Annotated in this window: 16 protein-coding genes; 1 reads left to right on the top strand and 15 read right to left on the bottom strand. The window is 67.5% G+C overall.

Going from position 1 to position 14,135, the window contains the following annotated elements; genetic code table 11:
• The 13 genes from FHX60_RS24945 to FHX60_RS24885 all read right to left on the bottom strand — a co-directional run.
• The coding region (locus FHX60_RS24945) for a carboxyl transferase domain-containing protein (protein WP_311730792.1) at positions 1–326 on the bottom strand (326 nt) is incomplete at its 3' end.
• A 64-nt stretch (positions 327–390) separates the two neighbouring features.
• Positions 391–1,080 (bottom strand): glutathione S-transferase family protein, encoded by a 690-nt coding sequence (locus FHX60_RS24940; protein WP_112776134.1) that lies wholly within the window; start codon positions 1,078–1,080, stop codon positions 391–393.
• Positions 1,077–1,526, bottom strand: coding sequence for a YchJ family protein (locus tag FHX60_RS24935; protein WP_183284950.1), 450 nt, complete (start codon positions 1,524–1,526; stop codon positions 1,077–1,079). Before FHX60_RS24935 ends, FHX60_RS24940 begins: the two co-directional genes overlap by 4 nt.
• A 5-nt stretch (positions 1,527–1,531) precedes the next feature.
• Positions 1,532–2,218 carry an HAD family hydrolase gene (locus FHX60_RS24930; RefSeq protein ID WP_183284949.1) on the bottom strand — a complete coding sequence of 229 codons (687 nt, stop codon included), beginning with the start codon at positions 2,216–2,218 and terminating at the stop codon, positions 1,532–1,534.
• Positions 2,215–2,871, bottom strand: a complete 657-nt coding sequence (locus FHX60_RS24925) for a 2-hydroxychromene-2-carboxylate isomerase (protein WP_112776131.1) — start codon at positions 2,869–2,871, stop codon at positions 2,215–2,217. Before FHX60_RS24925 ends, FHX60_RS24930 begins: the two co-directional genes overlap by 4 nt.
• Before the next feature lie 94 nt (positions 2,872–2,965).
• A complete protein-coding gene (locus FHX60_RS24920) occupies positions 2,966–4,096 on the bottom strand; it encodes an acyl-CoA dehydrogenase family protein (RefSeq protein ID WP_112776130.1) in 1,131 nt (376 codons plus the stop codon).
• Positions 4,097–4,127: 31 nt separating this feature from the next.
• On the bottom strand, positions 4,128–4,808 hold the full coding sequence (locus tag FHX60_RS24915) for an SDR family oxidoreductase (RefSeq protein WP_062796281.1): 681 nt from the start codon (positions 4,806–4,808) through the stop codon (positions 4,128–4,130).
• A gap of 202 nt (positions 4,809–5,010) precedes the next feature.
• Positions 5,011–6,189 (bottom strand): acetyl-CoA C-acetyltransferase, encoded by a 1,179-nt coding sequence (locus tag FHX60_RS24910; protein WP_183284948.1) that lies wholly within the window; start codon positions 6,187–6,189, stop codon positions 5,011–5,013.
• A gap of 51 nt (positions 6,190–6,240) precedes the next feature.
• Positions 6,241–6,912 carry a carbonate dehydratase gene (gene can, locus FHX60_RS24905; protein ID WP_012351453.1) on the bottom strand — a complete coding sequence of 224 codons (672 nt, stop codon included), beginning with the start codon at positions 6,910–6,912 and terminating at the stop codon, positions 6,241–6,243.
• Positions 6,909–8,750, bottom strand: a complete 1,842-nt coding sequence (aceK, locus tag FHX60_RS24900) for a bifunctional isocitrate dehydrogenase kinase/phosphatase (protein ID WP_183284947.1) — start codon at positions 8,748–8,750, stop codon at positions 6,909–6,911. The genes can and aceK overlap by 4 nt, the downstream gene beginning before the upstream one ends.
• Positions 8,751–8,868: 118 nt before the next feature.
• On the bottom strand, positions 8,869–10,050 hold the full coding sequence (locus FHX60_RS24895) for an isovaleryl-CoA dehydrogenase (protein WP_116602366.1): 1,182 nt from the start codon (positions 10,048–10,050) through the stop codon (positions 8,869–8,871).
• 67 nt (positions 10,051–10,117) lie between these two features.
• Positions 10,118–10,594, bottom strand: coding sequence for a PaaI family thioesterase (locus FHX60_RS24890; RefSeq protein ID WP_183284946.1), 477 nt, complete (start codon positions 10,592–10,594; stop codon positions 10,118–10,120).
• A 123-nt stretch (positions 10,595–10,717) separates the two neighbouring features.
• Positions 10,718–11,158: a MerR family transcriptional regulator gene (locus tag FHX60_RS24885; protein ID WP_183284945.1), complete on the bottom strand. Its 441-nt coding sequence runs from the start codon at positions 11,156–11,158 to the stop codon at positions 10,718–10,720.
• Positions 11,159–11,362: 204 nt separating this feature from the next.
• On the opposite strand from FHX60_RS24885, the gene FHX60_RS24880 reads away from it, so the two are divergent.
• Positions 11,363–12,439 (top strand): MBL fold metallo-hydrolase, encoded by a 1,077-nt coding sequence (locus FHX60_RS24880; protein WP_183284944.1) that lies wholly within the window; start codon positions 11,363–11,365, stop codon positions 12,437–12,439.
• A gap of 13 nt (positions 12,440–12,452) precedes the next feature.
• Here the strand turns inward: FHX60_RS24880 and FHX60_RS24875 are convergent, their stop codons facing one another.
• Together FHX60_RS24875 and FHX60_RS24870 are read right to left on the bottom strand one after the other, a co-directional pair.
• Positions 12,453–13,286, bottom strand: coding sequence for a helical backbone metal receptor (locus tag FHX60_RS24875; protein WP_183284943.1), 834 nt, complete (start codon positions 13,284–13,286; stop codon positions 12,453–12,455).
• A 1-nt stretch (position 13,287) separates the two neighbouring features.
• Entirely contained in the window at positions 13,288–14,094 is an 807-nt protein-coding gene (locus FHX60_RS24870) for an SDR family oxidoreductase (RefSeq protein WP_183284942.1), read from the bottom strand.
• Between the last annotated feature and the right edge of the window lie 41 nt (positions 14,095–14,135).

Here is a 14,135-nt window from a genome sequence, read left to right as displayed (position 1 = left end):
TCGTTGCAGACGATCACGCATTCCTGCCCGGCCACGCGGCCGATGCCGGTGATGATGCCGGCGCCGGGCGCGGCATCGTCGTACATGTCATACGCGGCCAGCTGCGACAGCTCCAGGAACGGCGTGCCGGGGTCGAGCAGCTGCTGCACGCGCTCGCGCGGCAGCAGCTTGCCGCGCGCCAGGTGCTTGGCGCGCGCGTCGGCGCCGCCGCCTTCGGCCAGCTTGGCGATCTTCGCCTTCAGGTCGGCCACCAGCGCGCGCATGGCCTCGGCATTGGCCTTGAAGGATTCGGAGCGGGCGTTGAGTTTGCTTTCGAGCGTGGGCATCTCGGAGTCTCTTGCTGGCAGATAGGGTGGTGGACCGCCTGGCGCCGTCCCGCCGCGGCCGGGCTCAGCCGGCTGCCTTCGGCAACGGATGCCCGGGCATCAGCTCATAGGGATGCTTCCAGCCCGGCAAGGTGCGGAAGCGCTCGGTCCACGCATGGATATGCGGATACTCCTTGCGCCAGTGCACGCCGATTTCGTCGTCGAAGAAGACGTAGCCCGCCAGCGAGAAGTCGGCAATGGTGGGGCGCTCGCCCAGCACGAAGTCGCGTCCGGCCAGGTGCGCGTTCAGCACGTTCCAGGCGCCTTCGCAGCGCGCGCGGAAGAAGTCCAGCACGGCGGGGTCGGGCGACCTGGCGAAGTTGCGCATGAAGCGGTAGGTGGCGGTGTACGAGGTGAACTTGTGGTTGTCGAACAGCAGCCAGCGCAGCACCTCGGCGCGCTCGGCTTCGTTGCGCGGGCCGAAAGCATCCAGGCGCGACGCCAGCGTCTCGAGGATGGCGCCGGACTGCGACAGGCGCTGGCCGCCGAACTCCAGCACCGGCACCTCGCCCATCACGTTGATGGCGCGGTATTCCGGGGTGCGGGTCTCGCCGTTGAAGAAATCGACAAAGCGCGCCCGCCAGAGTGGCTGATGCGGCGGCTGGCCGCGCTGCACGCCGACGGTTTCCAGCAGCTGCGCCACCTTGTAGGCGTTGCCGGACTGGGCAAAGCAATACAGCAGGTACTCGGGCTCTTTCTGCTTGTCGATGCTCATGGTGTCTCCCCGATAATGTCGCCATCCACATAAAGCCAGCGCGGCGCCTCGCCCGGGGCGCGCGCCTCGCAGACAAAACGGCTGCGCTCATGCAGCCGCCAGGCGCGCCCGCCTACCTTGTAGCGCGCCACGAATTCCACTTCGGCATGGGTGTCGTCCTGCTGCGCATGCGCCTTGACCGCCAGGCCGAGCCAGCGCGTGGCGGTGTCCGGCACCAGGTCGGCCGGGCAGGTCGACGCATGCCAGGTCTGGCGCAGCCAGTCGATGTCGTTCAGCACATAGGCGCTGTAGCGCGAGCGCATCAGCGCCTCGGCATTGGGCGGCAGCGCCTCGCCGCGGTGAAAGCGGCCGCAGCAGGCGTCATAGTCCGCACTGCCGCACGGGCACGGCACCGGGCCCGCCTTTGGCAGGCGCTGCGCCGCCTTGATTGCCCTGGCCGCCTTCATGCCCGTCACCCCACCAGCTCCGGCAGATCGCGCATATCGGTGAAGATGGTGCGCGCGCCGGCCTCGCGCAGCTGCGCGGCATCGTTGCGCGCGGCATAGCCGAACACCGTCATGCCGGCCGCCACGCCCGCGGTCACGCCGGTGGGGCTGTCTTCCACCACGGCGCAGCGCGCGGGCTCGACGCCCATGGTGCGCGCGGCCAGCAGGTACACGTCCGGCGCGGGCTTGCTGCGCGCGACCTCGGTGGCCGAGAAGATATGCTCGCGCTGGTCCTGCTGGAACAGTTCGACCAGCCCGGTCTTGGTCAGCTGCAGCTTGACCTTGACGCGGTCCGCGCCCGAGGCCACGCACACCGGCATGCCGGTGGCGGCGACCGCGCGGATGGCCTCGCGCACGTGCGCCACCGCCGCGACCTCTTCTTCCAGCACCGCGTTGCGGCGCGCCAGCCAGGTCGACAGCCAGTTCTCGGGCAGCGGCGCGCCGCGCATGCGTTCGATCATGTCCAGCTCCTCGCGCACCGCGCGGCCCAGGAACAGGCGCGTGGAGTCTTCCAGCGAGATCTCGATGCCGAGCTCGTTCAGCATCTGGTTGAGCACGCGGTTGACGATGGGCTCGCTGTCGACGAGCACGCCGTCGCAGTCGAAGATCACGCAATCGAATCGGCCGGAATGGCCACGGTTTACTGCAGTCATGCGGGTTTCTTTTCCTTGGTGTCCAGGTTGGGAACGGCCCGGAGTTCGGTCTGGCGGCGGCTCTTCAAATGGGCCTCGACCTGGTCGAAGCGGTCGAAGCCCCAGAACGGCTCGCCGTCGACGATGACGAAGGGCGAGCCGAACACGCCCTTGGCGATCGCCACCTCGATCTCGGCCTTGAACTGGTCCTTGATCTGGTAGCTGGTGGCGCCGGCATCGAGCGCCTGCACGTCCACGCCCAGCGGCTCGGCCAGCTTCATGATCTCGGCCGGCTCGGCGATGTTGATGTCGTCGACGAACAGCGCGCGGTACACCGACCTGGCAAAGGCCGCGGCCAGGTCGTCGCCGTGATGGTTCTGCAGCCACAGCATTGCGCGCGCGGCATGCGTGGTCGGCAGCGGGAAATGCGTGGGGCGCTGGTACTCGATGCCGTGGAAGCGCGCGCTGCGCTCGAAATCGCGCCACGCGTAGTCGCACTTGAGCGGCAGTTGTATCAGCGGCGAGGCGCCGGTGGTCTTGAACACCACGCCCAGCAGGATCGGATGCCAGGCGACGTTGCGCCCGTACTTCTGCGCCAGGTCGTCGATGCGGGTGCTGGCGAAGTAGCCGTACGGCGAAGAGAAATCAAAGTAGAAGTCGATCGCTGCGGTCATGTCGGGGGCCCTGTTCCTGGGGTTGCCGGTCCGGTTGCGGGAAGACGTGACGCCGGCGCGGCACGCCCGCTCATCGTACGCGCAAATGGCGGCGCTAGGCCAGCGCGCGTGCGATCAGGATCTTCTGGATATCGCTGGTGCCCTCGTAGATCTGGCACACGCGCACGTCGCGGTAGATGCGCTCGAGCGGGAAGTCGCTGACGTAGCCGTAGCCGCCGAACACCTGGATCGCGTCGGAGCAGACCCGCTCAGCCATCTCGCTGGCGAACAGCTTGGCCATCGCCGCTTCCTTCAGGCACGGGCGGCCGGCATCGCGCAGCGCGGCGGCGTGCCACACCATCTGGCGCGCCACGTCGATGCGCGTGGCCATCTCGGCCAGGCGGAACTGCACCGCCTGGTGCTGGAACAGCGGCTGGCCGAAACTCTCGCGTTCCTTTGCATACGCCAGCGCCGCCTCGAATGCGGCGCGCGCCATGCCGATGCTCTGCGAGGCGATGCCGATGCGGCCGCCCTCCAGCCCCGACAGCGCCATCTTGTAGCCGCCGCCTTCGTCGCCGAGCAGGTTGGCGGCCGGCACGCGGCAATCCTCGAACAGGATCTGCGCGGTGTCGGACGAGTGCTGGCCGAGCTTGTCCTCGAGCCGCGCCACCACGTAGCCCGGGGTCGAGGTCGGCACGATGAAGGCGCTGATGCCGCGCTTGCCGGCGGCCTTGTCGGTCACCGCCAGCACGATCGCCACGTCGGCGTTCTGCCCGCTGGTGATGAACTGCTTGACGCCGTTGAGCACGTAGTGGTCGCCGTCGCGGACCGCCGTGGTGCGCAGCGCCGAGGCATCGGAGCCGACGTGCGGCTCGGTCAGGCAGAACGCGCCCAGCATCTCGCCGCGCGCCAGCGGCACCAGCCACTGCTGCTTCTGCGCCTCGCTCGCGAACGACATCAGCATGCTGCACACCGGGCAGTTGTTGACGCTGATGACGGTGGAGGTGCCGCCGTCGCCCGCCGCGATCTCTTCCAGGATCAGCGCCAGCGACAGGTAATCGAGTCCGGCGCCGCCATACTGCTCCGGCACCGCCACGCCGTAGGCGCCCAGCGCCGCCAGTTCGCGGTGCACGTCCTTGGGGAAGGTCTTGTCGCGGTCCCACTGCGCGGCCTGCGGCGCGATCACTTCCTGCGCGAACTGCCGCACGGCGTCGCGGATCATTTCCTGTTCGGGGGTCAGCAGCATGTCGGTTCGGAGTTCGGTTGTGCGCACGCCCTTACCAGGGGATGGGCGTGCCGTCGTAGTTGTGGAAGGTGCCGTTGTCGCGGCGCTTGACGCTGGCCAGCACCTGGCGCATGCCCTTGACGCTCTGCTGCACGGTCAGGTCGGCTTCCTGGCCGCCCATGTCGGTCTTGACCCAGCCGGGATGCAGGGCGACGCAGGTAGCGTGGCGCGCATCCAGCGCCACCGCGCGCAGTGCGGCGTTGGCGCCCGCCTTGCTGACGCGGTACAGCCAGCTGGTGCTGTGCTCCATCGCGCCGATGCTGCCCATGCGCGAGGACAGCACCGCCAGCACGCCGCCATGGCCGGACTGCCCGGCCTCGACATAGGGCAGCAGCAACGGCAGCGCCATCATGGGCCCCAGCACGTTGACATGCATGACGCGGTCGAACTCCGGCGGCGTGACCGGCTGCGCGCTTTCGGTGCGCGGCCCCATCACGCCGGCGTTGTAGACCGCCACGTCGAGCGCCTCGCCATCTAGCTTCCAGCCCAGGCCCGCCACCGCGCCGGCATCGGACAGGTCGGCCTGGTGCGCCTCGGCGCCGAGCGCCTCCAGCGCACCGACGCCTTCGGGCGTGCGCGCCGCCGCGATGACGCGCCAGCCGTCGGCACGGTACTGGCGCACGAATTCAAGGCCGATGCCGCGCGAGGCACCGAGGATGAGGGCGGTTGGCAAGGGTTGCTCCTTGGTCTGGTACTCACAGGTTAAGCAAACTGCCTCTGTACGGCTCCCCTCTCCCTTTGGGAGAGGGGTTGGGGGAGAGGGCCGGCGTTGCCACGAAGTGAAGCTTGTCGTGCCTGGCACGCTTCGGCCCTCTCCCCCCGCCCCTCTCCCGCAAGCGGGAGAGGGGAGAAAACAAGCGGGAACGGGAACAGCGTTACAGGAGCTCGATCCCCACCGCCGTCGCCTCGCCGCCACCAATGCACAGGCTCGCCACGCCCCGCTTGCCGCCGGTCTTGCGCAGCGCGCCGATCAGCGTGGTCATGATGCGCGCGCCCGACGCGCCGATCGGGTGGCCCAGCGCGCAGGCGCCGCCGTGGATATTGACCTTGTCGCGCGGGATCTTGAGGTCGTGCATCGCCGCCATCGGCACCACCGCGAAGGCCTCGTTGATCTCGAACAGGTCGACGCTGTCGGTATTCCAGTCGAGCTTGCGGTACAGCTTGGCGATGGCCTCGACCGGCGCGGTGGTGAACCAGCCCGGCGCCTGCGCATGGGTGGTGTGGCCCAGCATGCGCGCGAGCGGCTGCAGGCCCAGCGCCTTCGCGGTCGAGGCGCGCATCATTACCAGCGCCGAGGCGCCGTCGTTGATCGACGACGACGAGGCCGCGGTGATGGTGCCGTCCTTGGCAAAGGCCGGCTTGAGCGACGGGATCTTGTCGAGCTTGATGCGGCGCGGGCCTTCGTCGGTGTCGATCACGGTGTCGCCACCCTTGGCCGATACCGTCACCGGTGCGATCTCCCAGCGGAAGTCGCCGTTCTCGGTAGCCTGCTGCGCACGGCGCACGCTATCCATCGCGAACTCGTCCTGCTGCTGGCGCGTAAAGCCGTACTTGGCGGCGCAGTCCTCGCCGAAGGTGCCCATCGCGCGGCCCTTGTCATAGGCGTCTTCCAGGCCATCCAGCATCATGTGGTCATAGATCATGCCGTGGCCGATGCGGTAGCCGCCGCGGCCCTTCGGGATCAGGTACGGCGCATTGGTCATGCTCTCCATGCCGCCGGCGACCGCGATCTCGAACGAGCCCGCGACCAGGCCGTCATAGACGGTCATGGCCGCGCGCATGCCGGAGCCGCACATCTTGTTGACGGTGGTGCAGCCCGTGCCCAGCGGCAGGCCCGCGCCCAGCGCGGCCTGCCGTGCCGGGGCCTGGCCCTGCCCGGCGGGCAGCACGCAGCCGAACACCACTTCCTCTACCTGCTCGGGCTTGAGCCCGGCGCGCTCGACCGCGGCGCGGATGGCCACGGCGCCGAGTTGCGGCGCGGTGACGCTGGCGAATTCGCCCTGGAACGCAGCCATCGGCGTGCGGGCGGCTGAAACGATGACGATCTCTTCCATGTCGGGTCTCCTGGATCGGTAGCTAGGTATCGGTGGTGGTGGATAGGTGGGTCAGCGGATCGACGCCTGCGGCGGCTCGCCGTACTGACGGTAGGCCGCGGCCAGCTGCTCGTGCAGCTCGTCGTTGTTGCTGGCAGCCATGCCGAGGTCGCGCAGCAGGCCGTCGGACACGCCGTAGATCCAGCCGTGCACGGTGATGGCCTGGCCGCGCGCCCAGGCGTCCTGAATCACGGTGGTCTGGCAGACGTTGTTGACCTGCTCGATCACGTTGAGCTCGCACAACCGGGTATGGGCGTCTTCCTCGCGCAGGATGGTGCCGAGGTAGGACTCATGCTTGTCGGCCACGTCGCGCACATGGCGCAGCCAGTTGTCGGCCAGGCCGATGCGCTCGCGCTTGAGCGCCACCTTGACGCCGCCGCAGCCGTAGTGGCCGACCACGGTGATATGGCGCACCTTGAGCACTTCCACCGCGAACTGGATCACGGACAGCGCGTTCAGGTCGCTGTGCGCGATCACGTTGGCGATGTTGCGGTGGACGAACACCTCGCCCGGGGCCAGGCCCAGGATCTGGTTGGCCGGCACGCGCGAATCGGAGCAGCCGATCCACAGGTATTCCGGCGCCTGCTGGTTGGCCAGGCGGGTGAAGAAGGCCGGATCTTCCGCATTGACGCGGTCGACCCAGTCGCGGTTGTTGCGGAACAGCTGGGCGATGGCGTCATTCATGCGACTCTCCTTGCAGGGCCGGCAGCGGGCTGTGGGTGGGACGGATGGACCGACGGCTCGGCACCGTAGCGGTGAATGAATCGCTCAGAAACGTGATAGGCAAAAAAGTCATGGACATGTCCGGCCAGCAGCCGGTCCTTGTGGCTCTGCCACATGGCAGGGTCAAAAAAATCCGCATGGTGGCGCAGGAACGCCGCGCGTACGCGCGCATCCCCGAGCAGGAAGGTGCGGAAGGTTTCGGGAAAGATGTCGTGCGGACGCACGGTGTACCAGACTTCGCCCGACATCTCCTCTTCCTCGTTGCGCGGCTGCGGCACGTGGCGGATGTTGCAGTCGGTCAGGTACTCGATCTCGTCGTAGTCGTAGAACACCACGCGGCCATGGCGCGTGACGCCGAAGTTCTTGTACAGCATGTCGCCCGGGAAGATGTTCGCGGCGATCAGTTCCTTGATGGCATTGCCGTATTCCAGCACGCCATGCTCGACCTGCTCGTCCGAACCCTCCTGCAGGTAGATGTTCAGCGGCGTCATGCGGCGCTCGATATAGACGTGGCGCACCACGATCTCTTCGCCGCCGTCCCTGGTGCGCTGGTATTCGATCATCGAGGGCGCGTGCTGTTCGAACTCGCGCACCAGCGCATCGTCGAAGCGCGACAGCGGGAAGGCCACGTCGGAGTATTCCAGCGTATCCGCCATGCGGCCGACGCGGTCGTGCTGCTTGACCAGCTGGTATTTCGACTTGACCAGCTCGCGCGTGGTTTCCTTGGGCGCCGGGAAAAAATCGCGGATCACCTTGAACACGTACGGATACGACGGCAGCGTGAACACCAGCATCACCAGTCCGCGGATGCCGGGCGCGACGATGAACTTGTCCGACGAATGCTGCAGATGGTGCAGGAAATCGCGGTAGAACAGGTTCTTGCCCTGCTTCTGCAAGCCCAGCGAGGTATAGATCTCCGCGCGCGGCTTGCGCGGCATGATGTCGCGCAGGAAGGTCACGTAGGCCGACGGGATCTCCATGTCGACCATGAAGTAGGAATGGGTGAACGAGAACAGGATCAGCAGCTGTTCCTTCTTCAGCAGCACGGTGTCGAGCACCAGCTTGCCCGAGGGCCCGTGCAGGATCGGGATCGCCAGCGGGAAGGTGCGGTCGCCGTTGACGATGCGGCCGATGATAAAGGCCGCCTTGTTGCGGAAGAACAGCGACGACAGCGTATGGATCTGGAAATTCGGCGCGATGCGCAGGTCGCCGAAGTGCTCGCCGACGGCGCGCACCACGTAGCCGATGTCGCGCCGCAGGTCCTCGAACGGGCGCTCCAGCTGGAAGTTGTGGACGATGCGCTCGAAGCACGCGGCCATGCCCTCGCGGCTGCCGGGGTAGTAGGCGCGGAAGGTCGGGCGCGTCGGCGATTCCTCGTTCTCGATGTACTCGGTCGAGATCGCCGGGCGCACGAAGATGAAGTCGTTGTTGAAGTACGAGCGGTGCAGGATGCGCGTGCACACCGAGTTGAAGAAGGTCTCGGCCAGCTCGGGCTGGTGGTGGTTGGTCAGCAGCCCGATGTAGTGCAGCTTGATCTGCTGCCAGATCTCGTCTTCGATGTTCTCGGCGTCGTACTCGTCTTCCAGGATCACGCTGGATTCGCGCACGCGCTCGTTGTAGAACGCGATGCGGTCGCGCTGGATCTGCTGCAGCCCGTGCCAGTCGCCGGCCTCGAACTTCAGCTTGGCCTGGTGGCTGACCTCGCGGAACAGGCGGTAGTGCTTGTCGAACCCGTCGAGCATCGTTCTCGCCACATCGTAGGCAATCTGCGAGGAGAGCAGTTTGGGGAAGTGGGACATGGGTCGACGGGGGGGCAGTACAGCGTGAGGGTCTTGCGACAGGTATTGAGATTGTAATGGGGTTCGGGCGGGGGCTCCGGGTGATTTCGGCGCCCCGCCTGGTGACCGGCGCTGCCGGTTACATGGTTTCCGCGAACAGTTCGCGGCCGATCAGCATGCGGCGGATCTCCGAGGTGCCGGCGCCGATCTCGTACAGCTTGGCGTCGCGCCACAGGCGGCCAGCCGGGTATTCATTGATATAGCCGTTGCCGCCCAGGATCTGTACGGTCTCGCCCGCCATCCAGGTAGCCTTCTCGGCGGTGTACAGGATCACCGCGGCGCAGTCCTTGCGCACCTGGCGCACGTGGTCGCTGCCGAGCGCGTCCAGGTTCTTACCGACCGTGTACAGGTAGCTGCGCGCCGCCTGCAGCGTGGTGTACATATCGGCCACCTTGCCCTGGATCAGCTGGAATTCGCCGATGCTCTGGCCGAACTGCTTGCGGTCGTGGATATATGGCGTGACCACGTCCATGCAGGCCTGCATGATGCCGACCGGGCCGCCGGACAGCACCGCGCGCTCATAGTCCAGGCCGCTCATCAGCACCCTGGCGCCGCCGTTCTCGGCGCCCAGGATATTCTCCACCGGCACTTCGACGTCCTCGAACACCAGTTCGCCGGTATGCGAGCCGCGCATGCCCAGCTTGTCCAGCTTCTGCGCCACCGAGAAGCCCTTCATGCCCTTCTCGACGATAAACGCGGTCATGCCGCGCGCGCCCAGCTCGGGCTCGGTCTTGGCATAGACCACCAGCACGTCGCAGTCCGGGCCGTTGGTGATCCACATCTTGGTGCCGTTCAGCACGTAGCGGTCGCCCTTCAGTTGCGCGCGCAGCTTCATGCTGACCACGTCGGAGCCGGCGTTGGGCTCGCTCATCGCCAGCGCGCCGATCCATTCGCCCGAGACCAGCCTGGGCAGGTACTTGGCCTTCTGCGCGGCCGTGCCGTTGCGATGGATCTGGTTCACGCACAGGTTGGAATGCGCGCCGTACGACAGGCCAACCGAGGCCGAGGCGCGGCTGATTTCCTCCATCGCGATCATGTGGGCCAGGTAGCCCATGTTGGCGCCGCCGTATTCCTCGGCCACGGTGATGCCGAGCACGCCGAGGTCGCCCATCTTCTTCCAGGCGTCCATCGGGAACTGGTCGGTGCGGTCGATCTCGGCCGCGCGCGGGGCCAGCTCGGCCTGGGCCCAGTCGCGCACGGCGCCGCGCAGCATTTCGATGTCTTCGCCCAGATCGAATTTCAGGCCTGGCAATTCAGTCATGATGGTCTCCTGTAGGAATCGGTGTGTCGGTGTGTCGGTGGGTTCCGGGGTCGCCGGATCGATCGGTTCAGACGTGGCCCAGCGTTTTGACCACGCACAGCGTCATCAGCATGGTTGCCACCGGCTTGCGGCGGCCACCCTGCTCGACGTAGACATCGCCCTGCGCCACGATCAGCGTGCGCCCGGGCTTGAGCACCCGCCCCACCGCCACCAGGCGTTCGCCCTGGGCGGGGGACAGCAGGTTGATCTTGTACTCGGCGGTCAGGCCCGCCTCCTCCTCGCCGACCAGCGTCAGCGCGGCATAGCCGCAGGCGCTGTCGGCCAGCGCGCCGACCACGCCGCCGTGGAAAAAGCCATGCTGCTGGGTCACGCCCTCGGACCACGGCATCGCCAGTTCCACCTCGCCGCGCTGCACCCGCGCCAGTTCGGCGCCGAAGGTACGCATCAGCCCCTGGCGCGAGAAACTGGTGGCAATGGCGTCGGCCCGCGCGGCGGACAGCGGTTCCGGTTCAGCGGGCACGGCATGGGCAAGGGAGGCGGTCATGGCGGGTTCCGGTGTGGCGGCCTGTTTCGACGGACAACGCACGGCCGCGCGTTGTCCGGCTATTCTATTTACGTTTACGTAAACGTCAATCCCGGATCGCACGGAGGCGTGCGCAAGTGCCGCTCAGGCGGCATGGTTCTGGTCCGGTGTCTTGTCACCGCTCTGGGCCGCCAGCAAAGCCCTGCACTGGCGCTCATGCTGATCGATCTCGGCCAATTGCGCCTGCAGGTCTTCCATCTGGCGCTCGAGCGTGCCGCGGTGCGCGGCGAGCGCGGCCAGGAACCGGTCCAGTTGCGGGGCGGTATCGCGGGGCGATTCGTATAGATCAAGGATTTCGCGGATCTCGTTGAGAGTAAGCCCCAACCTCTTGCCGCGCAGTGTCAGCTTCAGCCGGGTCCGTTCGCGGCCGTTGTAGACCCGCTTGCGTCCACCCGGCCCTTCGCGCTGCGGCGACAGCAGGCCCTGGTCCTCGTAGAAGCGGATGGCGCGCGGCGTGACGTCGAACTCACGCGCGAGGTCGGTGATGGTGTAGGTGGCGGAAGCCGCCGCTGGTGTCGCTGACATGGCCTGGGCAAAGAAAGTGAACGGTCGTTCGTTGCGAAGTCAAGTTTTCGCTTAAGATGGAAACGAACCCGTATGGTTGACGTTTACGTTAGCGTCAACCAGTTCGGCTGGCAACCGGTGCTTGCACGCCCCGCACGATCAGGACGTGCCGGCAGAACGAGAAAGCCCGCGCCCCGGCGCCAGGCTTCGACCACGAGACTCCTCATGAACGCACTCGAACACCAGCTCCAATATCCGTTCGGCGACACCATGCCCGCGCCCGGCGCCAGGCAGGAGGTCGCTCCCGGCGTGTACTGGCTGCGCATGCCGCTGCCGTTCGCGCTCGACCATATCAACCTGTGGCTGCTGCGCGACCGCCTGGACGGACGCGACGGCTGGACCATCATCGATTGCGGCATCACCAACGATGTCATCAAGGGCCACTGGGAAACGATCTTCGCCAATGAGCTGGAAGGCTTGCCGGTGGTGCGCGTGCTGGTCACGCACAGCCACCCCGACCACGTCGGCCTGGCGCACTGGCTGTGCCGGCGTTTCGACGTGCGCCTGTGGATGAGCCTGGGCGACTACATGAGCGCGCGGGTGATGGGCAGCGGCACCGGGGCCGGGTCGAGTGCCGGCGGCGACGCCGCCGCCGCGCATTTCGCGCTGCATGGCCTGACCGATGCCGACAGCCAGGAGAAGCTGCGCGCGCGCAAGACCTATTACCCGTCGCTGGTGCCGGATCTGCCTACTCAGTACCGGCGCCTGATGGAGGGCGACACGGTGCGCATCGGCACCGACCCCGCCACTTCGGCCTGGCGCGTGATCACCGGCTTCGGCCATTCGCCCGAGCACGTGGCGCTGTATAACGCCGCCACCAATGTGCTGGTCTCCGGCGACATGGTGCTGCCGCGCATCTCGACCAATGTCAGCGTGTTCGACATGGAGCCCGAGGCCAATTCGCTGCAGCTCTACCTGGATTCGCTGGGCAAGTACGAGCCGCTGCCGCAGGACGTGCTGATCCTGCCGTCGCACGGCCGCCCCTTCCGCAACCTGCATACCCGCATCATGCAGCTGCGCGAACACCATGCCGACCGCCTCGCCGAAACGCTGGAGGCGTGCCGCGCAAACCCCTGCAGCGCGCACGACATCGTCAGCGTGATCTTCAAGCGCCAGTTCGACATCCACCAGATGACCTTCGCCATGGGCGAGTCGCTGGCCCACCTGCACTGCCTGTGGCACCGCGGCGAGCTGGTGCGCGAAACCGGCGACGACGGCGTGATCCGCTTCCGCGCCGCCTGATCGTCCCAGCGCCTCAGTTGGCGGCCGCCAGCGCCGCCAGGTAGCGCACCCCGTCGACGGCGCGGCTGCCGTACCACGACAGCATCTCGCCGTCGACCAGCAGCACCGGCTTGCCCAGCTGGCGCTCGAGCGCGTCGGCATGGTCTTCGGTAAAGCGGTAGGGCTCGGTCGACAGCAGCACCAGGTCGAGCTCGCGCACCAGCGCGTCGCTCCAGCGGAAGCTGGGGTAGCGCTCGCCGGGTGCATTGGGACGGCTGCAGTCGCCGCCTGCACAGGCCTGCACGGTGTCCGCGCCGCCGGGCCAGGTCTGCCAGTTGGCCAGCGCCAGCATGCGGCTGATATAGGTGTCGCGCGACACCGTCATCCACGGGTCCTGCCAGATCGCATACAGCACCCGCCGCGCCGGCCACGGCCGCATGCGGATCGCATCCAGTTGCGCCTGCAGCGCCGCGCACAGCGCCTCGGCCTCGGCATGGCAGCCGAAGATCCCGCCCAGCAGCCGGTACAGCCCGAGGTTGTCCTCGGGCGCGCACGGATGGGTGACGATCACGTTGGGCACGAAGCCGCGGATCTCGTCGACCGTCTCGCGCCGGTTCTCGTCGATATTGACCACCACATGCGTGGGCGCCAGATCGCGCAGCCGCGCCACCTTGACGTCCTTGGTGCCGCCCACCTTGGGCACCGCGCGCACCGCCGGTTCCGGGTGGATGCAGAAGCCCGTGCGCGCGACCATCTGCCGCGCCAGCCCGAGCGCGAACAGCAGTTCGGTCACCGACGGCACCAGCGAGGCAATCCGCACCGCGCCGGTGGCGGCGGCATGCTGCTGGCCGATGGCGTCGCGCCACATCTCAGGGCTCCCGGGATGCGTCGGCACGGCGCGGCTTGCGCGGCGCGCCCGCGGCGAGCGTGTCGTACAGCCAGCGCGGCATCACGTGCAGCAGCGCCGCCACCACGCCCATCGGCCACGGGATCACGCGGAAGCGCCGGCCCGCCGCGATCACGCGCACGGCCTTGCGCGCGAACACCTCGGCATCGGTCAGGAACGGCATGCGGTACGGGTTGTGCGCGGTCATCGGCGTGCGGATATAGCCCGGCGCGATCGTGACCACGCGGATGCCGTGCCCGCGTTGCTCCAGCCGCAGGCTTTCGAGCAGCTTGATCACCGCCGACTTGGAGGCACTGTAGGCCCCGGCCCCCGGCAGCCCGCGCACGCCGGCCACGCTGGCAATCCCCACCAGCGTGCCGCGCCGGCCGAAATGCCCGGGCTCGCGCGCCTGCATCGCATGCAGGAAGGGCTGGAAGGTGGTCAGCACGCCGAACCAGTTGGTGTCCATGACCTGGCGGAACGCGTCCAGGTCCTCGCGCTCGCTGGCGATGGTCCCGACCGAGACCCCGGCATTGGCGATCACCACATCCGGGCAGCCGAACTGGCCGAGGAAGTCTTCCGCGGCGCGCGCCATCGCCTCGGCATCGCGCACGTCGGCGCCATAGACGCGCACCGCGCCCGGGTTGGGCAAGGTGGCCACGAACTGGTGCAACGCGTCCTCGCGCCGCGCCACCAGGCCAAGGATGGCGCCCTGCGCGGCGTATTCGCGCGCGAGCGCCTGGCCCAGGCCGCTGGAGGCGCCGGTGAGGAAGACTTTGAGGGGACGCATAAAAGCGAAGGCGGTAGGAAATAAAAAACGGCTGGTACAGG

Source organism: Cupriavidus alkaliphilus (assembly GCF_014191175.1).
Lineage (GTDB): Bacteria > Pseudomonadota > Gammaproteobacteria > Burkholderiales > Burkholderiaceae > Cupriavidus > Cupriavidus alkaliphilus.
Note: the sequence above shows the minus strand (reverse complement) of the source record. Positions and strands in the feature narration are given on the sequence as shown.

Excerpts from the sequence above, each read along its gene's own strand:
- FHX60_RS24880 (WP_183284944.1), top strand. The coding sequence starts at position 11,363 with ATGAACGCACTCGAACACCAGCTCCAATATCCGTTCGGCGACACCATG.
- FHX60_RS24940 (WP_112776134.1), bottom strand. The coding sequence starts at position 1,080 with ATGAGCATCGACAAGCAGAAAGAGCCCGAGTACCTGCTGTATTGCTTT.
- FHX60_RS24890 (WP_183284946.1), bottom strand. The coding sequence starts at position 10,594 with ATGACCGCCTCCCTTGCCCATGCCGTGCCCGCTGAACCGGAACCGCTG.
- FHX60_RS24925 (WP_112776131.1), bottom strand. The coding sequence starts at position 2,871 with ATGACCGCAGCGATCGACTTCTACTTTGATTTCTCTTCGCCGTACGGC.
- FHX60_RS24875 (WP_183284943.1), bottom strand. The coding sequence starts at position 13,286 with ATGTGGCGCGACGCCATCGGCCAGCAGCATGCCGCCGCCACCGGCGCG.
- FHX60_RS24870 (WP_183284942.1), bottom strand. The coding sequence starts at position 14,094 with ATGCGTCCCCTCAAAGTCTTCCTCACCGGCGCCTCCAGCGGCCTGGGC.
- FHX60_RS24930 (WP_183284949.1), bottom strand. The coding sequence starts at position 2,218 with ATGACTGCAGTAAACCGTGGCCATTCCGGCCGATTCGATTGCGTGATC.
- aceK (WP_183284947.1), bottom strand. The coding sequence starts at position 8,750 with ATGTCCCACTTCCCCAAACTGCTCTCCTCGCAGATTGCCTACGATGTG.
- FHX60_RS24895 (WP_116602366.1), bottom strand. The coding sequence starts at position 10,050 with ATGACTGAATTGCCAGGCCTGAAATTCGATCTGGGCGAAGACATCGAA.
- FHX60_RS24920 (WP_112776130.1), bottom strand. The coding sequence starts at position 4,096 with ATGCTGCTGACCCCCGAACAGGAAATGATCCGCGACGCCGTGCGGCAG.
- FHX60_RS24885 (WP_183284945.1), bottom strand. The coding sequence starts at position 11,158 with ATGTCAGCGACACCAGCGGCGGCTTCCGCCACCTACACCATCACCGAC.
- can (WP_012351453.1), bottom strand. The coding sequence starts at position 6,912 with ATGAATGACGCCATCGCCCAGCTGTTCCGCAACAACCGCGACTGGGTC.
- FHX60_RS24910 (WP_183284948.1), bottom strand. The coding sequence starts at position 6,189 with ATGGAAGAGATCGTCATCGTTTCAGCCGCCCGCACGCCGATGGCTGCG.
- FHX60_RS24935 (WP_183284950.1), bottom strand. The coding sequence starts at position 1,526 with ATGAAGGCGGCCAGGGCAATCAAGGCGGCGCAGCGCCTGCCAAAGGCG.